The 19,511-nt window shown below is 60.9% G+C and carries 18 protein-coding genes; 5 read left to right on the top strand and 13 right to left on the bottom strand.

Going from position 1 to position 19,511, the window contains the following annotated elements:
- Positions 1–26 precede the first annotated feature (26 nt).
- Positions 27–1,031: a LacI family DNA-binding transcriptional regulator gene (locus tag QMZ29_RS18255; RefSeq protein WP_004935582.1), complete on the top strand. Its 1,005-nt coding sequence runs from the start codon at positions 27–29 to the stop codon at positions 1,029–1,031.
- A 6-nt stretch (positions 1,032–1,037) separates the two neighbouring features.
- On the opposite strand, the gene araD is transcribed toward QMZ29_RS18255, so the two are convergent.
- From araD to QMZ29_RS18305, 10 genes are all read right to left on the bottom strand, one after another.
- Positions 1,038–1,730, bottom strand: a complete 693-nt coding sequence (gene araD, locus QMZ29_RS18260) for an L-ribulose-5-phosphate 4-epimerase (RefSeq protein WP_261426205.1) — start codon at positions 1,728–1,730, stop codon at positions 1,038–1,040.
- Entirely contained in the window at positions 1,724–2,593 is an 870-nt protein-coding gene (locus tag QMZ29_RS18265; RefSeq protein WP_261426204.1) for an L-ribulose-5-phosphate 3-epimerase, read from the bottom strand. Before QMZ29_RS18265 ends, araD begins: the two co-directional genes overlap by 7 nt.
- Positions 2,580–4,067, bottom strand: coding sequence for an FGGY-family carbohydrate kinase (locus QMZ29_RS18270; protein WP_261426203.1), 1,488 nt, complete (start codon positions 4,065–4,067; stop codon positions 2,580–2,582). Before QMZ29_RS18270 ends, QMZ29_RS18265 begins: the two co-directional genes overlap by 14 nt.
- Positions 4,068–4,075: 8 nt before the next feature.
- Positions 4,076–5,065, bottom strand: a complete 990-nt coding sequence (locus QMZ29_RS18275) for an ABC transporter permease (protein WP_049205093.1) — start codon at positions 5,063–5,065, stop codon at positions 4,076–4,078.
- Positions 5,062–6,552: a sugar ABC transporter ATP-binding protein gene (locus tag QMZ29_RS18280; protein ID WP_046896377.1), complete on the bottom strand. Its 1,491-nt coding sequence runs from the start codon at positions 6,550–6,552 to the stop codon at positions 5,062–5,064. Before QMZ29_RS18280 ends, QMZ29_RS18275 begins: the two co-directional genes overlap by 4 nt.
- Before the next feature lie 54 nt (positions 6,553–6,606).
- Entirely contained in the window at positions 6,607–7,524 is a 918-nt protein-coding gene (locus tag QMZ29_RS18285; RefSeq protein WP_115436290.1) for an ABC transporter substrate-binding protein, read from the bottom strand.
- A 136-nt stretch (positions 7,525–7,660) separates the two neighbouring features.
- On the bottom strand, positions 7,661–8,728 hold the full coding sequence (locus tag QMZ29_RS18290) for an erythritol/L-threitol dehydrogenase (RefSeq protein WP_016927009.1): 1,068 nt from the start codon (positions 8,726–8,728) through the stop codon (positions 7,661–7,663).
- A 354-nt stretch (positions 8,729–9,082) separates the two neighbouring features.
- The gene (gene tmaR, locus QMZ29_RS18295) at positions 9,083–9,400 is read right to left on the bottom strand and encodes a PTS system regulator TmaR (protein ID WP_004935612.1); all 318 of its coding nucleotides are present in this window, start codon (positions 9,398–9,400) and stop codon (positions 9,083–9,085) included.
- Between the two features lie 160 nt (positions 9,401–9,560).
- Complete coding sequence (locus tag QMZ29_RS18300) at positions 9,561–10,628, bottom strand: FUSC family protein (protein WP_089181126.1); 1,068 nt, start codon at positions 10,626–10,628, stop codon at positions 9,561–9,563.
- Between the two features lie 94 nt (positions 10,629–10,722).
- Positions 10,723–11,490, bottom strand: coding sequence for an N-acetylmuramoyl-L-alanine amidase (locus tag QMZ29_RS18305; protein WP_025303521.1), 768 nt, complete (start codon positions 11,488–11,490; stop codon positions 10,723–10,725).
- A 176-nt stretch (positions 11,491–11,666) separates the two neighbouring features.
- On the opposite strand from QMZ29_RS18305, the gene QMZ29_RS18310 reads away from it, so the two are divergent.
- Positions 11,667–12,413 (top strand): S24 family peptidase, encoded by a 747-nt coding sequence (locus QMZ29_RS18310; protein ID WP_019453597.1) that lies wholly within the window; start codon positions 11,667–11,669, stop codon positions 12,411–12,413.
- A gap of 36 nt (positions 12,414–12,449) precedes the next feature.
- Here the strand turns inward: QMZ29_RS18310 and QMZ29_RS18315 are convergent, their stop codons facing one another.
- Positions 12,450–13,559 carry an SDR family oxidoreductase gene (locus tag QMZ29_RS18315; protein ID WP_025303522.1) on the bottom strand — a complete coding sequence of 370 codons (1,110 nt, stop codon included), beginning with the start codon at positions 13,557–13,559 and terminating at the stop codon, positions 12,450–12,452.
- Positions 13,560–13,817: 258 nt separating this feature from the next.
- Between QMZ29_RS18315 and QMZ29_RS18320 the strand changes: the two genes are divergently transcribed.
- The 3 genes from QMZ29_RS18320 to sbcB all read left to right on the top strand — a co-directional run bounded on the left by QMZ29_RS18320 (position 13,818) and on the right by sbcB (position 15,785).
- Complete coding sequence (locus QMZ29_RS18320) at positions 13,818–14,024, top strand: hypothetical protein (protein ID WP_164063959.1); 207 nt, start codon at positions 13,818–13,820, stop codon at positions 14,022–14,024.
- A 54-nt stretch (positions 14,025–14,078) separates the two neighbouring features.
- On the top strand, positions 14,079–14,267 hold the full coding sequence (locus tag QMZ29_RS18325) for a DNA polymerase III subunit theta (RefSeq protein WP_025303524.1): 189 nt from the start codon (positions 14,079–14,081) through the stop codon (positions 14,265–14,267).
- A gap of 90 nt (positions 14,268–14,357) precedes the next feature.
- Positions 14,358–15,785, top strand: coding sequence for an exodeoxyribonuclease I (gene sbcB, locus QMZ29_RS18330; RefSeq protein WP_025303525.1), 1,428 nt, complete (start codon positions 14,358–14,360; stop codon positions 15,783–15,785).
- 71 nt (positions 15,786–15,856) lie between these two features.
- Here sbcB and QMZ29_RS18335 read toward each other — a convergent pair whose 3' ends face one another.
- Positions 15,857–17,224, bottom strand: a complete 1,368-nt coding sequence (locus QMZ29_RS18335) for an APC family permease (protein WP_025303526.1) — start codon at positions 17,222–17,224, stop codon at positions 15,857–15,859.
- A 535-nt stretch (positions 17,225–17,759) separates the two neighbouring features.
- Positions 17,760–19,178, bottom strand: coding sequence for a glutamine synthetase family protein (locus QMZ29_RS18340; RefSeq protein ID WP_060433627.1), 1,419 nt, complete (start codon positions 19,176–19,178; stop codon positions 17,760–17,762).
- Between the last annotated feature and the right edge of the window lie 333 nt (positions 19,179–19,511).

Here is a 19,511-nt window from a genome sequence, read left to right on the forward strand (position 1 = left end):
GTTGAGGCATAACGCAAGGAAAGACGGTGTCGAAAGCCAATCCCAATGCCACTATCGTGGATATCGCCCGCCGCGCCAGGGTGACCAATATCACCGTTTCCCGCGCCTTCAATAAGCCCGAGCTGGTCAAGCCGGAAACCCGCGAGCGCATTCACGCCATCGCCAAAGAGCTGAACTATGTGCCCAATGCGTTCGCGCAGGGGCTGAAAAGCAGCAGCAGCCAGATTATCGGCATCGTCACCAGCAGCATGTACAACCCGTTCTATTCCGGCCTGATCAAGACCGTGTCGCGCATTGCGCGCCAGCAGGGCTACCAGATCATGCTGTTCGACACCGACGGCAGCGAAGAGGCGGAAATGCGCGCCATTCAGGCGCTGTTCGGCTACAAGGCGCGCGGCATCCTGCTGTCGGCGGTGCGCGACGACAAGCGCTACCGCCCCGCCTATCTCGAGCTGGCCGAGGTGTACGGCGTGCCACTGATCCTTATCGACCGCGATCTCTACGATCAGCAGCTGAGCGGCGTGTTCCTCGATAACCGCGAGATCGGCGTGCTGGCCGGGCGTTATCTGGCGGAGCAGCCGGAGCAGAAGCTGCTGATTATCGGCGGCCCGGCGGATTCGGAAATTACCTTAACGCGCACCGCCGGCATCGTCGCGGCGCTGCAGGGCAGCGGGCGTGAGATTCATATCATCAACGGCGATTATGATTTCACCTCGCAAGAGAGCGAGGTGCGCGCCTATCTGGCGCAGCCGGAGAATCGCCCGGATTACATCATCGGCCTGAATGGCATCATCACGCTGGGCGCCATCGCCATCTGCCACGAGATGGGGCTTTATCAGCAGGTGAAGTTCTTTTCAATAGACGAACCGCCGCGCGCCGGCGCTTACGGCCTGCACATTCCGGGGGTGTATCACGATACGCAGAAACTGGGGGAGATCGCCGCGGAGCTGCTGTTCAGCGCCATTAACAGCCCGCGCGGCGAGTTGCCGGTGCGCAGAGAGTTCTTCACCGGCTCGCTGTTAAATCGCTGACGGGCGCTATTGCCCGTAGTAGGCGTGTTTGCCGTGCTTGCGCAGGAAATGTTTGTCCAGCAGCTCCGGCTGCATCGGGGCGATGGCCGGCGCCAGCTGGCGCGTCGCCATCGCCATGATCGCCACCTCTTCCAGCACCACCGCATTGTGCACCGCATCCGCCGCGTCCTTGCCCCAGGCGAACGGGCCGTGGGAGTAAACCAACACTCCCGGCACCTGCTGCGGATCGCGCCCCGCCTGATTGAAGGTCTCGATGATCACCTTGCCGGTTTCCCCTTCGTAATCGCCGGCGATCTCCGCCTCGCTCATCGGCCGGGTGCAGGGAATGTCGCCGTAAAAGTAGTCGGCGTGGGTGGTGCCCAGCGCCGGGATCGGCTGCCCGGCCTGCGCCCAGATGGTGGCGTTGCGGCTGTGGGTGTGCACCACGCCGCCGATATCGGCGAAGGCGCGGTACAGCGCCAGGTGGGTGTCGGTGTCGGATGAAGGCTTGCGGTGCCCTTCGCGCACCTTGCCCTCCAGATCCACCACCACCAGATCCTCCAGCGTCATCGCCTCGTAGGCGATGCCTGAAGGCTTGATCACCACCAGCCCGCTCTGGCGGTCGATCGCCGAGACGTTGCCCCAGGTAAAGGTCACCAGCCCGTATGCCGGCAGGCTGAGGTTGGCGGCCAGCACCTGCCGCTTGAGTTCGTTCAGCATGCGATGCCTCCCTCGATCATCTGTTGTTCGATCCAGGCCTTGGCCTGGGCGATGCGTTTCTTATCCTGCCCGTCTTCGCGCGCCCACATCTCCAGCAGGTAGGGGCCGCGATAGCCGAGCGCGTTGAGCACGGAAAAGGCGTGGGCGAAGTCCACGCAGCCCTCGCCGAACGGCACGTCGCGGAATTGCCCGGCGCTGCCCGGCCCCACCGCGACGGTGTCTTTGAGGTGCACGGCGGTGATGCTGCCGATGCCCAGCGCCAGCTCGGCGGCGACGTCGTTGCCCCAGGCGCTGAGGTTGCCGAGATCGGGATACACCGTGAACCACGGGCTGTTGACGTGGCGGGCGATGTCGCGCCATTTGCTGATGCTGTTGATGAACGGCGTGTCCATCACCTCCACCGACAGCATCACCTGCGCCCTGGCGGCCTGCGCCGCCGCCCACTGCATGCCCTCGATAAAGCGCTCGCGGCTGTGGCGATCGGCGGGTTCGTAATAGACGTCGTAGCCCGCCAGTTGGATGTTGCGGATGCCGAGATCCGTCGCCAGTTCCAGCGCTTTGCTCATCAGCACCCGCGCCCGCTCGCGGGTGGCGGCGTCGGCGCTGCCGAACGGGTCGCGCCGGTGCGCCGACAGGCACAGGCTCGGCACCGTCACCCCGCTGTCGAGTCGCGCCTGGATAAACGCCAGCCGCTGGCGGCGATCCCAATCCAGCCGCTGCTGGCGCGCCGGCTGCTCGTCGATCGACATCTCCACGAACTCAAAGCCCAGCTCGGCGGCGGTGGCCAGCCGCTGCGGCCAGCTCATATCGGCGGGCAGCGCCTTTTCATACAGCCCCAGACAGGCGGCGTTAGTCGTTTGCATCAGTCACCTCACTCAAAGCCTGGGCGACCGCCAGATAGCGCGCCTGCTGGGCGCGCAGGCGCCGATGGGCGGCGGTCGCGGGATAATAACAACGCAGTTTGGGCGGCGCGGCGACGATCGCTTCGGCGAACCCGGCGTACTCCCCGGCGCCGACGGCGGCGCACAGGGCGGCGGCGCGGCAGCCGCTCTGGCGCGTTTCCACCACCTCGAGCGGCAGGTTGCCGGCGTCGGCGTACATCTGCATCCAGACCTCGGACTGCGTCGGCCCGCCGGTCATGCGCACCCGCTCGATGCGCGGGTTCAGCTGCACCATGCGCTCCTGATGGATCAGGTGCGAGAACACGATGCCCTGGTAGATCGCCTGCACCACGTCCGCCATCTCGTGGTGGGCGCTCAGGCCGATCAGCCCGCCCGGCGTGTTGCCGCCGAGGTTGGAGCCGTACAGATAAGGCAGGAACAGCAGCCCGCTCGGCTGCTCGTGGCGCTCGGCCACCCAGGCGTTAAACTGGGCGTAGCGCTGCCGGTCGTCGGCGCAGAACTGGCGCAGGAACCAGGCCAGGTTGCCGGCCGAGGTCGGGCTGCCTTCGTGCACGAAATAGCGTCCGTCGATGCAGTAGCGCCCCCAGGCGTAGGGGTAATCGGCAGGAATGATGCGCTCGGTCACGCAGGTGGCGATCGACCAGGTGCCCGCCACCGCGCTGAGCGTGCGATCGTCGGCCACGCCGGAGCTGAGCGCCGCACCCACCACGTCGAACAGGCCGCCGTACACCGCAGTGCCCGTTCGCAGGCCGCACTGTGCCGCCGCAGAGGCCGTCACCCGCCCGGCCAGCTGCGCCGAGCCGATCGTTGGCGCGGTCTTCTCCTGCGCCTCTTCGATGCCGAAGGCCGCCATCAGCGCCGGATCGTAAGCGCCGCTGTGCTGGTTAAACAGGTTGCTGCCGGAGATGTTGGTCACCTCGGCCGCCGCCTCGCCGGTGAGGCGAAAGCGCAGGTAGTCGTGCGCCATCAGGATGCGATCGACGGCGGCGTACTGCCCCGGTTGCCGCTGCTTCAGCCAGCGCAGCAGCAGTGCCGGGTGGCTGGGCCACAGCGGCTGCAGGCTGCGCGGGTAGGTCTGCGCGTCCACGCCGGCGCGGCGCAGCTCAGCCGCCGTGGCCGCCGCGCGGTTGTCCGAAGAGAGGATGCCGTTGCCGACCGGTTTGCCGTGGCGGTCGATGGCGTACAGCCCTTTGCCGTGCGCCGAGAAACTGACGCCGCGCACCTGCCCGGCCTCCAGCCCCGCCGCGTGCAGCGTCTGGCGGATCGCCGCGCAAACGTCATCCCACAACGCGTCCATATTGCGTTCGCTGAAGCCCGGCTGGGCGGCAATCGCCGCGCCGTCGCGCTCGGCGATCGCCAGCTCTTCGCCGCTTGCCCGGTACAGCCCGGCCTTGATCACCGTGCCGCCGACGTCTATGCCAAGAAAGACTGACATCGCGCCTCCTATTTGCGCCGCACAGAGCTGAGGTAGATGGCGGCCAGGATGATGCCGCCCTTCACCACGTTCTGGATATACGGCGACACGTTCATCAGATTGAGGCCGTTGTTGAGCACCCCGAGCATCATCGCCCCCACCAGCGTGCCGACGATGGCGCCGCGCCCGCCGGAGATCGCCGCCCCGCCCAGCACTACGGCGGCGATAGCGTCCAGCTCGAAGCCTTCGCCGGCGTTGGGCTGCCCGCTCATCAGGCGCGAGGTCAGCACCAGCCCGGCCAGCGCGGCGGTCAGGCCGCTGATCACGTACACCAGCATCTTGTAACGCGGCACGCGGATGCCGCTCAGGCGCGCCGCCTCTTCGTTGCCGCCCATCGCGTAGACGTAGCGGCCGAACGGCAGCTGATTGAGCATCAGCCAGGCCAGCACGTACACGCCGAGCATGATCAGGATCGGCACCTGAATGCCCAGCACCGTGCCGCGGCCGAAGAAGGAGAAGACGTCGGGCAGGCCGGAGATTGGGTAGCCGCCGGTATAGAGCAGCGCCAGGCCACGGGCGATGCCCATCGACGCCAGGGTGACGATGATCGGCGGCATGCGCAGGTAGGCGATGCAGGCGCCGTTGGCCAGGCCGAACAGCGCGCCGACCGCCAGCGCCGCCACCATCGCCAGCGGGATCGGCACCGCCGCCAGCATCAGCCCGGCGGCGACCGAGCCGGCCAGCGCCATTACCGGCCCCACCGAGAGATCGATGCCGCCGGTCAGGATGGCGCAGGTCATGCCCACCGCGATGATGGCGTTGATCGACACCTGGCGTGCCACGTTGGTCAGGTTGTTGACGCTGAGGAAGCTGTCGTTCAGCAGGCTCATCAATACGAACAAAATTACGAAGCCGATAAACGGCAAGACCGCCGGGTGATGCAGCAGTTTTTCACAGCGCTTGCCGAGGCTGGGGCCGGCGGCGCGGCGCGCCACGGCGGGTTGTTCAATTCCGATCATAAGGCACTCCCGGTCGCGTGAAGCATGATGTGGTTGGATTCGATGTCGTCGCCGGTCAGCTCGGCGACGATGTGGCCGCCGCGAAACACCAGCACGCGGTCGCACACGCCGATGATCTCCGGCAGTTCGGAGGAAATCATGATGATGGAGATGCCCTGCTGGGTCAGTTGCTGCATCAGCTGGTAGATCTCGGCCTTGGCGCCCACGTCGATGCCGCGCGTCGGTTCGTCGAAGATCAGGATGTTGCAGTCGTTGTTGAGCCAGCGGGCGATCACCACCTTCTGCTGGTTGCCGCCGCTCAGGGTGCTGACGGCGGTCTCGGCGTCCGGGGTTTTCACGCCCACGGCGCGGATCAGCCGCTGCACCACGTCGCGATCCTTGCGGGCGCTGACGAAGATCTTGCCGCGCCGGTGGTGCCGGTTGAGGGTGATGTTCTGCGCCACCGAGAACGGCAGCACCAGGCCCTCGGTTTTGCGGCTCTCCGGCAGCAGGCCGATACCCTGCGCCAGCGCCTGCGCCGGGGAGCGCAGCGCCGCCGGTTGGCCGCCGAGGCGGACGCGTTTGCGGTGGCAGCGGCTGGCGCCGATCAGCGCGGAGACGGTCTCGGTGCGCCCGGAGCCTACCAGCCCGGCGAAGCCGAGGATCTCGCCCTTGTGCAGGTGGAAGCGGTCGGTTGCGCCGTGCTTCTCGCGCTGGATCTCCGCCTCCAGCAGCACCGTCGCGGTATCGACCGGGTGCTGTTTCACCGGGAAGGCGTTCTCGATTTTGCGCCCGACCATCAGCCGCACCAGCTCTTCCACGTTGGTGTCGCCGGTGGCCAGCGTTTCGATGTAGGCGCCGTCGCGCAGCACGGTGATGCGATCGCAGATGGTGAAGATCTCGTCCAGGTGGTGCGAGATAAACACCATGCCGACGCCCAGCAGCCGCAGATCGTTCATCACGCTGAACAGGTGCTCGGCCTCGCCCGGCGTCAGCGTGGCGGTCGGTTCGTCCAGCACCAGCACCCGCGCCTCCAGCGACAGCGCCTTGGCAATTTCAACGAACTGCTGCTGCGCCACGCTCAGCTGCTCCACCGGGCAATCGAGATCGATAGCCACCGTCAGCCGCTTGAAAATGGCCTCGGCCTTGCGCCGCATCGCCCGCCGATCCAGCAGGCCCCAGCGGTTCCTGATCTCCCGGTTGAGGAAGATGTTGTCGATGGCGCTCATGTAGGGAATCAACGAGAATTCCTGAAAAATAATGCCGACCCCGGCCTCGATCGCCTGGCGATAGTTGTTAAAGCGGCGCTGCTCGCCGTCGATAAAAATATCGCCCTCGTCCGGCTGATAGATACCGCACATGATTTTCACCAGCGTCGATTTGCCGGCGCCGTTTTCGCCCAGCAGGGCGTGCACCTCGCCGCGTTGAATGGCCAGGTCGATGCCGTCCAGCGCCTTCACGCCGGGAAAGCTCTTTTTTATTCGCTTCAGTTCCAGTAAAGGTGTCACCGCATTGCCCTCCGCGCCGAACGCCCCGCCGCAGCGGGGCGAACCCGGCCGCTGTTACCAGCTAAAGCCGGCCGCATTGCTGCGGTCGATCAGCTTCACTTTGACCGGCACGGTTTTCGGCACCGTGGCGCCCCAGTAGCGGGCCAGCGCAATGCCGAGCGCAATGCGCAGCTGGTCGCGTGGGAACTGCGCCGAGGTGGCGATGAACGGCGAATTCGGCTTGAGGATCTCTTTGATGGCTTCCGGCTGGCCGTCGACGCTCACCAGCTTGACCTTGGCGCCGTTGCTTTCGATCGCCGCCAGGGCGCCGAGCGCGCCGACGTCGTTGACGCTGAAGATGCCCGCCAGATCCGGCGCCGACTGCAGCATGTTTTCGGTCACGGTCAGCGCGGTGTCACGTTCCTGCTTGCCGTTTTGCTTGGTGACGATCTTGATGTCGGGGTATTTTTTCATCGCCGCTTCAAAGCCGCGCACGCGCTCCAGGATCGGCACCACCGGGATGCCGTCGAGGATCGCCACCTTGCCTTTGCCACCCAGCGCTTTCGCCAGGTACTCGCCAGCCTGGAAGCCGGCGTCGTAGTTTTCCGAGCCGACGAACGAATCGAGCGGCCCTTCGGCCTGCGCGTCGATCGCCACCACCACCGCGCCGGCCTTATGGGCGGAGATCACCGCCGACTGTACCCCCACCGAGTCGGTCGGGTTGATCAGCAGGATATCCACCTTCTTCTGCAGCATGTCTTCCACGTCGCCGATCTGTTTGGCGACGTCATGGCGCGCATCGGCCACGTACACCTTGGCGCCGATATCCGCCGCCGCCTGATCCAGCGCCTGCTTCATGGTGACGAAGTAGTCGTTGTTCATTTCCTGGAACGACATGCCGATAGTGATTTGCTTGGCCAGCGCCACATGGCTGGCCGCCAACATTCCACCGGCGACGATAAAAGGCAGGGTCTTTTTGAATAATGAAAACATAGCCAATTCTCCTGTAGGGAAGCTTCTTGTTGTGGTTATCAGAGCAACAGCATGTCTTTACGTTTGGCCGACCGGGCGGCCCCCCCGTTGCGGATGGGCCGGCGGTCGTGACTGCAACAGCGGTACGGCGGGAGGGTCAGGGAACCAGGATCACCTTGATGGAGTCGGTCGAGTCCGCCAGGGCGAAGGCTTCGTCCCAGTCGTTCAATGAATAGCTGTGGGTGACCACGCCGTTGGAAGTCACCAGCCCGCGCTCGAACAGATCGATGGCGATTTCATAGCTGTAGGGCGCCAGGTGCGCGCCGCGAATGTCCAGCTCTTTGCGATCGCCGATGATGGACCAATCGACGGTGGTTTCCTTACCGAACACGCTGAACTCCACGAAGCGGCCCAGCTTGCGGATCATCTGCAGCCCCTGGGTGACGCCGATCGGCGCGCCGGTGGCCTCGATGTAGACGTCGCAGCCATAGCCGCCGGTCAGCGATTTGACGATCTGGTCGGCGTCTTCCTTCAGCGGGTTGATCACCACGTCGGCGCCAAATTCCTTCGCCAGCGCCAGCCGCTCGTCGATGGCGTCGATCACGATCAGTTTCTTCGGCGTTTTCAGGCGCGCCACCTGCACCATGCACAGCCCCAGCGGCCCGGCGCCGGCCAACACCACCACGTCGTCCAGCTGGATGTCGCCGCGCGCCACGGTGTGAATGGCGCAGGCCATCGGCTCAATCAATACCGCGTCTTCATGGCTCAGGCTTTCCGGGATCTTGTGCACGATGGCGTTCTCGGAAAAACGCATGTACTCCGCCATGCCGCCCTCCGCCACGTCTTTCTGGAAGCCGTAAATGTTATGCGTCTCACACATCCAGTAGCTGCCGGATTTGCAGTAGCGGCACTCCCAGCACGGTACGATCTGCTCGGCGATCACCCGCTCGCCGATCCGGTATTTGCCTTCCGCGCCCTCGCCCAGCGCGGCGATGCGGCCGTAGAACTCATGCCCCGGCACCACCGGCGGTTTGACCCACGGATTCTCCCCCCAAAACATCTGTGCGCCGTTCTTGCATTTGCAGTCGCCGGCGCAGATGCCGCAGCCTTCCACCTTGATCACCAGCTCGCGCGCCTTCGGCAGCGGCGTAGGCACCTGTTCGAAACGATAATCCTGCGGGCCGTGGCAAACGACCGCGCGCATTTTTTCCGGCAACTGGCTCATCTCTCCCTCCAATACACTCGTTAAACGCTTGAATTTTCTTAATGTTGACGTTGTCATTTTTATCCAACAAAAAACAAGTAACGAAACAACATGATAAATTTCAATGAATTAATCATCAAAAATCCCGAAAACTCAAAATGACAACGTGAACATTGATCGACATATAACCAAAGCTGCAAAAATAATTGTTTGAGCAAAATCACAGTTCGTTAACATTGCGGCTAAAAATGCTACAAATGCGGATCGCGATCCCATTTAAAGGATCGATGAGGATCGGGAGATGATCGAAACGGCGGGAAGAAGATGATTGGCAGGAATGCGGGCCAGGCATCGCACCCGGCCCGATAAAGCGGGTTACTTCACTTCGCCCATCGCTTTCAGCTTTTTGGACAGCTCGCGGCGCTCTTTGGACAGATCGGCATTTTTGATGATGTAGTCATCAACGCGATCTTCGTAGTCGCTGCGCATGTTGGCGATGATGCCCTGAATGTCTTCAATGCTCATGCCGGGCTTGATGTACTCGCTCAGGTTGTCGAGCAGCAGCACGCGCTTCTGGTTATCACGAATTTTCTTTTCGTTGTCGACGATCTCGCGTTGCAGTTTGTTTTTGCGGCGGAACATACGCACAAACTCCAGCACGTCCTGGAAACTCGGCTTATTTGCATTATCCATCTTTATACCCTTGCTTTAGTAATACACAGATTCATTTGCTTACGGCCACATGGCACCAAGATACAGGTTTGTGGCGGTCCGGCACAACAGTGATTGCCTTATCTTACCCACTTTGCCCCGGCGGCCAAAACCCAAAGCGCCGCCTTCATGATCTGACCCCCTATTCACGCTCGGCGGCGGTACAAACCTGGAGCAGATCCCCCAACTCTTCCAGCTGCTGCGCCAGCTCCATGCTGAGCCAAACGTAGCCGTAAATCGGCGCTTCGCCGTGCTGGCCGAGGCTGACCTCCTGCATCAGCGTTTTCAGCTCGCCGGCGATCTCCGCCAACTGCCCCGCCACCGCCTGCCGCTGCGCCTGCGGCCCTTCGCGCATCAGCACCGCCAGCGATTCCAGCGAGCTCAGCGTCAGCAGTTGGGTACTGCGCAGCGTGCGGGCGTTCAACATGATGAAGTGCGTTTCGCGCGAGGCCCAGTAGGCGTCGGCCATCAGCTCCAGTGTACACACCAAATTGCGGCTGAGGGTTTGCACCGCCTCGAACACCGCTTTGGGGATGCGGGTTTCCTTGCTGGCGGGCACGATCAGGCTGCGCAGCTTCACCACCTGATTCAACAGATCCTTGAGCTGCGGCTCCAGCCGCGGCCGCTCGATAACGTTCGGCGAAAAATACGCGCCGTAGAGGCGGGCGGCGGTTTGCAGGCAGTCCGCCATTTGCATGCGCCACAGAATGTAGGCGCGCTGTGGGTAGATGCTGGTGAACAGCAGCGCCAGCAACGAGCCGAAGATCACGTCGCCGCTGCGCCACAGCGCGGTGTGCATGTCACCGGCGCCCGCGCCGCATACCACCGCCAGCGTGATCCCCACCAGCAGCGCCATATACGGCCGTTTGCCGAGCGTCAGGTAACCGCAGACGAACATCACCACGCCGCACCAAGCCAGCATCAGCGGCAGCGAATAGAGTTCCAGATACAGGGCGATCAGGCCGGACGCGGCGCCGAACACCGTGCCGGCAATGCGTTGCAGCGCCCGCTGCAGCACGTTGCCCCAAAACGAGATCGGCCCCATCACCACCACCAGGGTGATCAGCGGCCAGGTGCCTTCGGGCACCGCCAGCAGGCGGATCAGCAGAAAGGTCAGAATAAACGCCAGCCCGATGCGCACGCCGTGTACGATGCGGTAGTGGCGATAGGTCAGCAGTTCAAGGGAAGAGATTTTTCGATCGAGGCGCACGATGCCTCCGATAAAGACCAGCCAGGCCGTTATTTTAGCGGAGGAAGCCCGGCGAGGAAAAGGCGAATGAGGCGTCCCCCATTCGCGGTCAGGCTCAGGCGGCGTACTTGTCGACCAGCGCGCGCAGAACGGCGGCGGTTTCGACATCCATCACGCCGTCATACTTCTGCTGACGGAAGTGCAGCTGGAACGCGCGCACCAGCTGGCGATAGCCTTCTGCGGTGTTCGCCGCCGAGGTGTCGTAGCCATATTGGGCGAACAGTTTCAGCAAATCGGCCTGCGCCGGCAGGCCCTGGCTGCAGTATTCCTGCTGGCGCTGCTGCTTGGTCGCTTCGTCATACCAGGCGCCGACGCCGGCCTGATACAGCTGCTGCCACGGGAACTGCGGGCCCGGATCGCTCTTGCGGCCCGGCGCGATATCGGAGTGCGCCACCACGTTCACCGGCGAGATGTCCGGATAACGCTGCAGGATGTTCTGCGCCAGCTGGGTGACCGCTTCGATCTGCTGCGGATTGAACGGCGGGAAGGTGATGTTTCCACCGTCGCCGCTCGCCAGGTTAACGATCTCGATACCGATCGAGGTGTCGTTGATATTGCTGCGGGTGCCCCACTGGCTGGTGCCGGCATGCCAGGCGCGCTCGTTCTCGTCCACCAGGTTGAAAATGCGCACGCCGCTGAAGCCGGCGGCCTGATAGGTGGCCTCGGTCGGATCCGGCACCAGATAGTGCGCGCTGACCGATTTTCCGGTCAACGACTTCACCGAGTCGGCGAAGTTTTGCGCCGTGTAGTGCAGCACCAGAAAGCGCACGCGGTGGCCGAAGCTGGCGACCGATCGGTAGCTATTGTAATCAATCTTGTACATCGTAAAGTCCCTCTCTCGTTTGATTTCACTGAGCGGCCCCTCATCATGACAGGCCGCCCCGCACGGGTGAACCTTTGGCTCACTCTTTTTGTTTTAGCTAATTGCTAAATCATGCGCAAGTATTTTTTAGCAAAATCGTTATTTACCTTTTTGCTAAAGAGTGCGATCATTACACGATGGAAACTAAAGAAATCAGGCGCAACAATCTGCGCGAATTGATGGCCCGCTACGCCCGGCAAGGCGTCAACCAGAATGAATTCGCCACGCTGGTTGAGTCTTCCGCGCCAACGCTGAGCCAAATCATCGGGGAAAAATCCTCCCGCAATCTTGGCGACAATCTGGCCAGGCGGATCGAGGCCAGGCTGAATTTGCCCAAGGGCTGGTTCGACGTGTTTCATGAAAAGCAGCTGGTGCGCCCGTTTGACAACGTGGCGGCGGAGTCGGACTTCCAGCCCGCCCGTTTAAAACCGGTGGTATGGGAAGATACCGAACAGGACAAGGAAGAGTTTGTGGAGATCCCGCTGCTGGATATTGATTTTTCCGCCGGCGACGGCTGCTACGAAATCGTCGATCGCGAGGAATTTTCGCTGATCTTCCGCCGTTACTACCTGCACAAGATGGGGGTGGCGGTCAACGCCGCGCGCATTATCCGCATCTCCGGCTCCAGCATGGAACCGCGTCTGCAGGACGGCGACGTGGTCGGCATCAACACCGACGACACGCGCATCCGCGAAGGCAAGACCTATGCCATCCGCCACGGCAATTTGCTGCGGGTGAAGGTGCTGATCGAGCAGCCGGACGGCGGCGTCATCATCCGCTCCCTCAACCGGGAAGAGTACCAGGACGAGCACCTCAGCTATCAGCAGCGCAAAGAGCAACTGGTGGTGCTCGGCCGCGTCTTCTGGTCCTCTTCGTCCTGGTAACGGACGACAACGTCGGGCGCCTGCTGCGCCCGGCGGTTATTTGAAGTCCACCACCATCTGCTGCTGGATAGACAACCCGCGAGTCGACTGCACGCAACCGGCGATGTAGTCGGTGAAGCGCGGCGGTTTCGGCATGCCCAGCTTGAGGATCTTCTCGTTGCTGAAACGCACGTTGAGCATGGCGAACGAGCCGTACAGGCGCATCGCCTTCAGCATCAGCCGCTCGTTGCACGGGCCGAAAATGTCTTTCAGCTGACGGCGCATTTTCACCAATGCGTCATACGTCACCTGCGCATACTCATCGCCCACCGGCGCTTTTTCCAGCGCTGCCGCCATGGCGCGGTCGATTTCGGCAAAGCTGACGCTGCGCTCTTCACCGGCGGAGATGTGATAAACGTCGTTCTCCAGCGTTTCGCTGTTCATCAGCATCACCAGCGCATCCGCACAGTAGTCCACCGGGATCACGTCGATATTGTCCTGCAGCGAGCACATAAACTTGCGCAGCATCAGCGCCATGCCAAACACCCAGAAAATGCTGCTCGAAGGCTGGCAGCCCAGGCGGGTGTGGCCCACGACAATCGACGGACGAGCGATGGTCAGCGGCATTTGCGGGCAGCGTTGGCGCATCAGCTGTTCGATGGTGGATTTGGAACGCGTATATTCCACCAGATGCTCGGCATCTTCCTCAAATTCGCCGCTCTCCGCCACCAGCGAACCCGGTTCCGGGGAACAGGACATGGCGGTACCAACATGCAGAAAGCGTTTTAATCCCGGCACCTGCGCCATTCTTTCGGCAAAGGCCAGGGTGCCTTCTACGTTTACCTTCCAAATGAGCGGGTTATTACCAAATGAAGCAACGGCCGCACAGTTAATAACGTGCGTGACATTGTTAATACGTGCGTCAGTTAAAAACTCGGCCGGCTCGGAAAGGTCGCCCAACAATATATTTTCTATCGTAATTTTAGACAGCAGATTCGCGTCGATATTAAACTTTTCCATATTCGTGCGAATACGAGCCAATCCTTGCTGCGCATCATCGGCGCGCACCAGTAGAAGATAATTAATGGACTGATTTTCAATCAATAATTTTTCAAGAACTGCACCACCGAGAAAGCCGGTAGCGCCGGTTAACAGTAGCGTTTTCATCATTGTCACCCACATTGGTATTGAATGTGGGAGATTGTATCTGCGGATATTTAAACAAATATTAAATAGAATTACGGCGCCCATAATCACTTTTCTTAATATTATCTTAAGGAATCTTTTGAAACATCCATCGTGGCTTTAGTAACAAAAGAAGCGCGTAGATTGGATGATTAATCTCTGCCGTTTAAATACCATTGATGTAGTGCCTGATTTAATTTAACGGTCAATGTTATTTCTCTTCTCGTCCGTGGAGGACCTATGACCTATAACCAAAAAATCTGGTTGGGGGTTTTACTGCTGTGCGCCCTGTTTTGGGGGGCGGTGATAAGCGGCGCCTGTTCGCTGTATAACCGGGCAGATCGCCTCAATGCGCACCAGGCGCAGAACGAGTTCGCCGCGCGCCACAGTCTGGCCCCCAGCTCGAAGCAAAGCGCGCAGGCGTCCACCTCCCCTCGGAATGGGTAGGGACAAGACCCGCTAACGATCCTATTATACCCTAAGGTTAACAGGGAGATAACGATGGTTCGAAAGCTGGATAGCTTACCGCAGGCGCAACGCGAGAAAATAGAAGCCGATTTGCTGGCCATCAGCGTGATCTACAACGAGCGCTACGGCATCGCTTCGACCCAGGCGGAAACAGAACGACAGATCCCCGACCACCTGCTCCCCTACTTTCACCAGCGGCTGGATTTCTATCGCCGTGCGTAATTGCGCGCATTTCGCTAACCGCCGCTTGGCATCGCTCCCTACGCCGTTACAATAGAGGCATATTGTATCCGCCACTGAAGAGACGCGATTTTGAGCAGCAAGGCACCGGCCACATTTTATATCCACGATTACGAGACCTTCGGCAAGAGCCCGTCGCTGGACCGCCCGGCGCAGTTCGCCGGCGTGCGCACCGATATGGATTTCAACATTATCGAAGAGCCGCTGGTCATCTACTGCGCCCCGGCCGATGACTACCTGCCGGAACCCGAGGCGGTGATGATCACCGGCATCACGCCACAGGTGGCGCGTGCCAAAGGGGTTAACGAGGCCGAGTTCACCCGCCAAATCCATCAGGCCTTCAGCGTGGCCGGCACCTGCATTCTCGGTTACAACAACATCCGCTTCGATGACGAAGTGAGCCGCAATATCTTCTATCGCAACTTCTACGATCCCTACGCCTACAGCTGGCAAAACGGCAACTCGCGCTGGGATCTGCTGGATGTGATGCGCGCCTGCTACGCTCTGCGCCCGGACGGCATCGTTTGGCCGGAAAACGAAGACGGTTTCCCCAGCTTCCGCCTGGAACATCTGACGCGCGCCAACGGCGTCGAGCACACGCAGGCTCACGACGCGATGTCGGACGTTTACGCCACTATCGCCATGGCCAAGCTGGTCAAACAGGCACAGCCGCGGCTGTTCGATTTCCTGCTGCAGCACCGCAACAAGCACAAGCTGAACGCCCTGATCGACGTCGCCGACATGACGCCGCTGGTGCACGTCTCCGGCATGTTCGGCGCGGCGCGCGGCAATACCAGCTGGGTGTCGCCGCTGGCCTGGCACCCGGACAACAAGAACGCGGTGATCATGTGCGATCTGGCCGGCGACATGACGCCGCTGTTGACGCTGAGCGCCGAGCAGCTGCGTGAACGGCTGTATACCCGCCGTGACGATCTGGCGCCGGATCAGGCACCGGTGCCGATCAAGCTGGTGCACATCAACAAATGCCCGGTGCTGGCGCCGGCCAAAACCCTGCTGCCGGAGAATGCCGAGCGGCTGGGCATCGATCGTCAGGCGTGTCTGCAAAATCTGCAGCTGCTGAAACAGCATCCGGAAGTGCGCGAGAAAGTGGTCGCGCTGTTCGCCGAAGCCGAGCCGTTCAAAGGCGCCGACGACGTCGACGCCCGCTTGTACGACGGTTTCTTCAGCGACGCCGACAAGGCGGCGATGAGGATTATCCAACAGACCAAACCGCAGAACCTGCCGGCGCTGGATCTGGCCTTCAGCGACGGCCGCATGAAAGAGCTGCTGTTCCGCTTCCGCGCGCGCAACTATCCGAATACGCTGGACGACGCCGAGCAGCGTCGCTGGCTGCAACACCGCCAGGAAGCGCTGAGCGCAGAGCGCGTGCAGAGTTACCTGCTGCAGCTCGAATCGCTGTATAACCTGCACGAAGGCGACAAAGAGAAAACCGCCCTGTTGAAAGCGCTGTTCGATTACGGCAAAGAGTTGGTGGGATAAACCCCGCAGCAAGCAGAAAAGGAAAAGGCCGCGAAAGCGGCCTTTTTTGTGGCTGAGGAGACGGCTCGCGCTTAGGCGGCGTCTTCGCTCGCTTGCGGCACCGGCAGACGGAAGCTGCGGGTGACGAAGGCCAGGTAGATCAGGCCGATGGCCGCCCAAACCAGGCCCAGCGTCATCGAGCTGGCTTCCAGGTTGATCCACAGCGCGCCGACGGTCAGTGCGCCCATCACAGGCAGGATCAGGTAGTTAAACGTGTCCTTCACGGTGCGGTTCATCTTGTCGCGAATATAGAACTGCGAGATCACCGACAGGTTGACGAAGGTGAAGGCCACCAGCGCACCGAAGTTGATCAGCGCGGTCGCGGTCACCAGGTCAAACGACACCGCGGACAGCGCGATGGCGCCAACCAGGAGCACGTTCAGCGCCGGGGTACGCCACTTCGGATGCACATAGCCGAAGAAGCGAGTCGGGAACACGCCGTCGCGGCCCATCACGTACATCAGACGCGAAACGCCCGCGTGCGCCGCCATGCCCGACGCCAATACCGTCACGCAGGAGAACACCAGGATCACCGACTGGAAGAACTTGCCTGCCACGTACAGCATGATTTCAGGCTGTGAGGCGTCCGGATCCTTGAAGCGCGAGATGTCCGGGAAGTACAGCTGCACGAAGTAAGACACCACGATAAAGATGATGCCGCCGATCAGCGCCGTCAGGAAAATGGCTTTCGGGATCACTTTCTCTGCGTCTTTGGTCTCTTCGGACAGCGAGCTGATGCCGTCAAAGCCCAGGAACGAGAAGCACAGGATGGTCGCGCCGGTAATCATCGGCACCACGTGGGCGTTATCGGACCAGAACGGGCGGCTGCTGACCAGCGTACCGGCGCCTTCGCCGTGGTAAATGCCGTTGATCACCAGGCCGAGGAACACGATCATGATCGCCACCTGCACCACCACGATGATGGAGTTCAGGTTGGCCACCAGCTTGATGCCGCGCAGGTTGAAAATCGTCATCAAACCGACCAGCACCGCCACGAAGATCCAGGACGGTACGCCCGGGAAGATCGCTTCCAGGTAAATCTTGGCCAGCAAAATGTTGATCATCGGCATGAACAGGTAGTCCAGCAGCGATGACCAGCCCACCATAAAGCCGACGTGCGGGCTGATGGCTTTCTGGGCGTAGGTGTAGGCGGAACCGGCGGAAGGGAATTTCTTCACCAGCTTGCCATAGCTCAGGGCGGTAAACAGGATCGCCAGCAGAGCGAAGGCGTACGCGGTCGCGACGTGACCATCGGTCAAGCCGGATACGATGCCGAAGGTATCGAAAATGGTCATTGGCTGCAGGTAAGCCAAGCCCATCATCACTACCGGAACTAATGTCAGGGTTTTACGCAGCTGAGTGCGCTGAGCCGGAGCGGCGTTGATGGTGTTATCGGACATTGGTCAGCCCCCCCTTACCTTGAGCCTTGCGGATGGCGGACACGCCAAGACTTAAGGTTGCGGGGAAACTTCGCAACGAGCGACTTAATTCTAAAAGAAGGGGGTTGTAAGCTGGATAACGGGTCGAGGAAACCTCGGCTGCTCCATAGTCGCTGCGGCCACAGCGGAAACCGGCGGGCACCGGCGCTAAAGTGAAAAATTGCCCCATCTTTCTAATCCTCATGAGTCACGACCATAAAGTTTTGTTTGATCGTGCACGAAACTATTTATCTATCCGGATCGGTGTCCGGCCTCGCTTGGTGTATGAAACGCTACGTTGGTAAAACATAATGCAAAAAAAATAACCGACGCTTTCAAAACGTCGGCTATCTGCATTTGAGATATTTTGCACCAGAATGCCTCCGAATGACAAGATCCGGAAACCCTCAAATACAAATTCTTTTTGTCGATCGCACGGAAAACCAGCCCGGCAGGCGAATTATTCCGCTGCCGGCAGGCCAGTCACCCGCACATACCTCTTACTTTATACGCCCATTCAGGCATTTTTCAACATCCAGTCGATCTCGGTTTCCGTCACCCGCCGTTCAAACTGCAGCAGTTCGTCGGTCTTGCAGGCGTGATACACCTGGGTGAAACGCTCGCCCAGATAGTGCGTCAGGGCGTGCTGATGTTCAAACTCGTACAGCGCGTCGCTCTGGCGGATCGGCAGCGGCAGCCCTTCCTGCTCCAGCCCGTTGCCGGTCACCGGCTCAGGCAGCGGCAGTAGGTTGTCCAGCCCGTACAGCATGCCGGCCAGGATCGCCGCCATCACCAGATAAGGATTGGCATCGGCGCCGGCCACGCGGTACTCCACCCGGTGGTTCTCCGGTTCGCCGCAGGGAATGCGCAGCGCCACAGTGCGGTTGTTGTGGCCCCAGGCGGCCTGGATCGGCACATACATCCCCGGCTGGAAGCGCCGGTAGGCGTTGACGTTCGGCGCCAGCAGCGCCATCGACGCCGGCATCAGGGTGATCATCCCGGCCAATGCCTGTTTCAAGAGCGGCGAATCCTCGCCTTTGGCGTCGGCAAACAGGTTGTTGCCCGCACTATCCTGCATGCTGACATGCACGTGCATGCCGCTACCGGCGTAATCCTCATAGGGTTTGGCCATAAAGGTGGCGTGCATGTCGTGGTTCTCGGCCACCAGCCGCACCAGCCGCTTCAGCGCCAGCGCGTGGTCGCAGGCCAGCAGGATGTCGTCGGTATGACGCAGGTTGACCTCGAACTGCCCCGGCGACGCCTCCGCCACCGCGCCGTCCGCCGGCAGCCCCTGCAGCTTCGCCAGCGCGTCGATATCGTTCAGCACCTCGGCGAAATGGTTCAGGTTATCGACGGAGTACACCTGGCTTTGGGTGTTGCGTTCCTGAGTGCCGGGCGCACACGGCGGCTGCAGATCGCCTTCCGCGTCGCGCAGCCTATCGATGAGATAAAACTCCAGCTCTACCGCTGCCACCGGAAACAAACCGCGCTGTCGCAGCGCCTGCCACACGCGGTTCAGCACATTGCGGGGTTCAACGTCAAAGGGAGTGCCATCTTCATCCAACATGGTGAGCAGCACCTGGCCGATGTGCTCCGGATCGGCGGCTGACGGCGTCAGCGAACCGGGCACCGGCAGGCAAATGCGGTCCGGTTCGCCGAGCTCCTGCCCAAGGCCGGTCTCCTCCACCACGTTGCCAAGGATGTCCATGGCGAACACCGACGCGGGGAAGTAGCTGCCTTTTTCCAGTTTTTTTAACCCAGAGACGGGTATGCGTTTGCCGCGGAAGGAACCATTAAGATCGGTGAGAAGGATATCGACATACTGCGTGGCGGGATGGCGTTCCAAATAATGAGCAACCTCATTTTGGAACGCGCTACTTCGCCTCTCTTCATGATGCTGTGCAAAATGTTCAACTGCTGCGCTATTGGTTTGCATACGTCACCCGCCATTATGCTCTGAAGGCGCGTTGGCGCCCGTCCACCGTTCGATTCAACACATGATTGGATTTCTCGTCAGGCCGCGCCGCTGCCGGGCGCTCAAAATAACATCCACAATATGAAACATAGTATTAACAGAATGGGTTTGCAAATGTTACAATCCTGTTTGATTATTCGCCAGCGACTGCTAAATTGATAAAATATTGACCGAAAAGGCCTTACTGCCATTTTCACGTCAACTATTTTGTCCAACGCACCAAGAGTGAACATGGGCAATATATTTTCCAAACCCACCCTAACTACCGATATCATGCAGTATCGTTATCGACCA

Source organism: Serratia sp. PF-27, from assembly GCF_030053255.1.
Lineage (GTDB): Bacteria > Pseudomonadota > Gammaproteobacteria > Enterobacterales > Enterobacteriaceae > Serratia > Serratia bockelmannii.

Coding starts and splice junctions, on each gene's coding strand:
- QMZ29_RS18285 (WP_115436290.1), bottom strand. CDS start 7,524: ATGTTTTCATTATTCAAAAAGACCCTGCCTTTTATCGTCGCCGGTGGA.
- QMZ29_RS18310 (WP_019453597.1), top strand. CDS start 11,667: ATGGAAACTAAAGAAATCAGGCGCAACAATCTGCGCGAATTGATGGCC.
- QMZ29_RS18315 (WP_025303522.1), bottom strand. CDS start 13,559: ATGAAAACGCTACTGTTAACCGGCGCTACCGGCTTTCTCGGTGGTGCA.
- QMZ29_RS18320 (WP_164063959.1), top strand. CDS start 13,818: ATGACCTATAACCAAAAAATCTGGTTGGGGGTTTTACTGCTGTGCGCC.
- QMZ29_RS18265 (WP_261426204.1), bottom strand. CDS start 2,593: ATGCAAACGACTAACGCCGCCTGTCTGGGGCTGTATGAAAAGGCGCTG.
- QMZ29_RS18325 (WP_025303524.1), top strand. CDS start 14,079: ATGGTTCGAAAGCTGGATAGCTTACCGCAGGCGCAACGCGAGAAAATA.
- QMZ29_RS18340 (WP_060433627.1), bottom strand. CDS start 19,178: ATGCAAACCAATAGCGCAGCAGTTGAACATTTTGCACAGCATCATGAA.
- tmaR (WP_004935612.1), bottom strand. CDS start 9,400: ATGGATAATGCAAATAAGCCGAGTTTCCAGGACGTGCTGGAGTTTGTG.
- araD (WP_261426205.1), bottom strand. CDS start 1,730: ATGCTGAACGAACTCAAGCGGCAGGTGCTGGCCGCCAACCTCAGCCTG.
- QMZ29_RS18335 (WP_025303526.1), bottom strand. CDS start 17,224: ATGTCCGATAACACCATCAACGCCGCTCCGGCTCAGCGCACTCAGCTG.
- QMZ29_RS18290 (WP_016927009.1), bottom strand. CDS start 8,728: ATGAGCCAGTTGCCGGAAAAAATGCGCGCGGTCGTTTGCCACGGCCCG.
- QMZ29_RS18275 (WP_049205093.1), bottom strand. CDS start 5,065: ATGATCGGAATTGAACAACCCGCCGTGGCGCGCCGCGCCGCCGGCCCC.
- QMZ29_RS18305 (WP_025303521.1), bottom strand. CDS start 11,490: ATGTACAAGATTGATTACAATAGCTACCGATCGGTCGCCAGCTTCGGC.
- QMZ29_RS18270 (WP_261426203.1), bottom strand. CDS start 4,067: ATGTCAGTCTTTCTTGGCATAGACGTCGGCGGCACGGTGATCAAGGCC.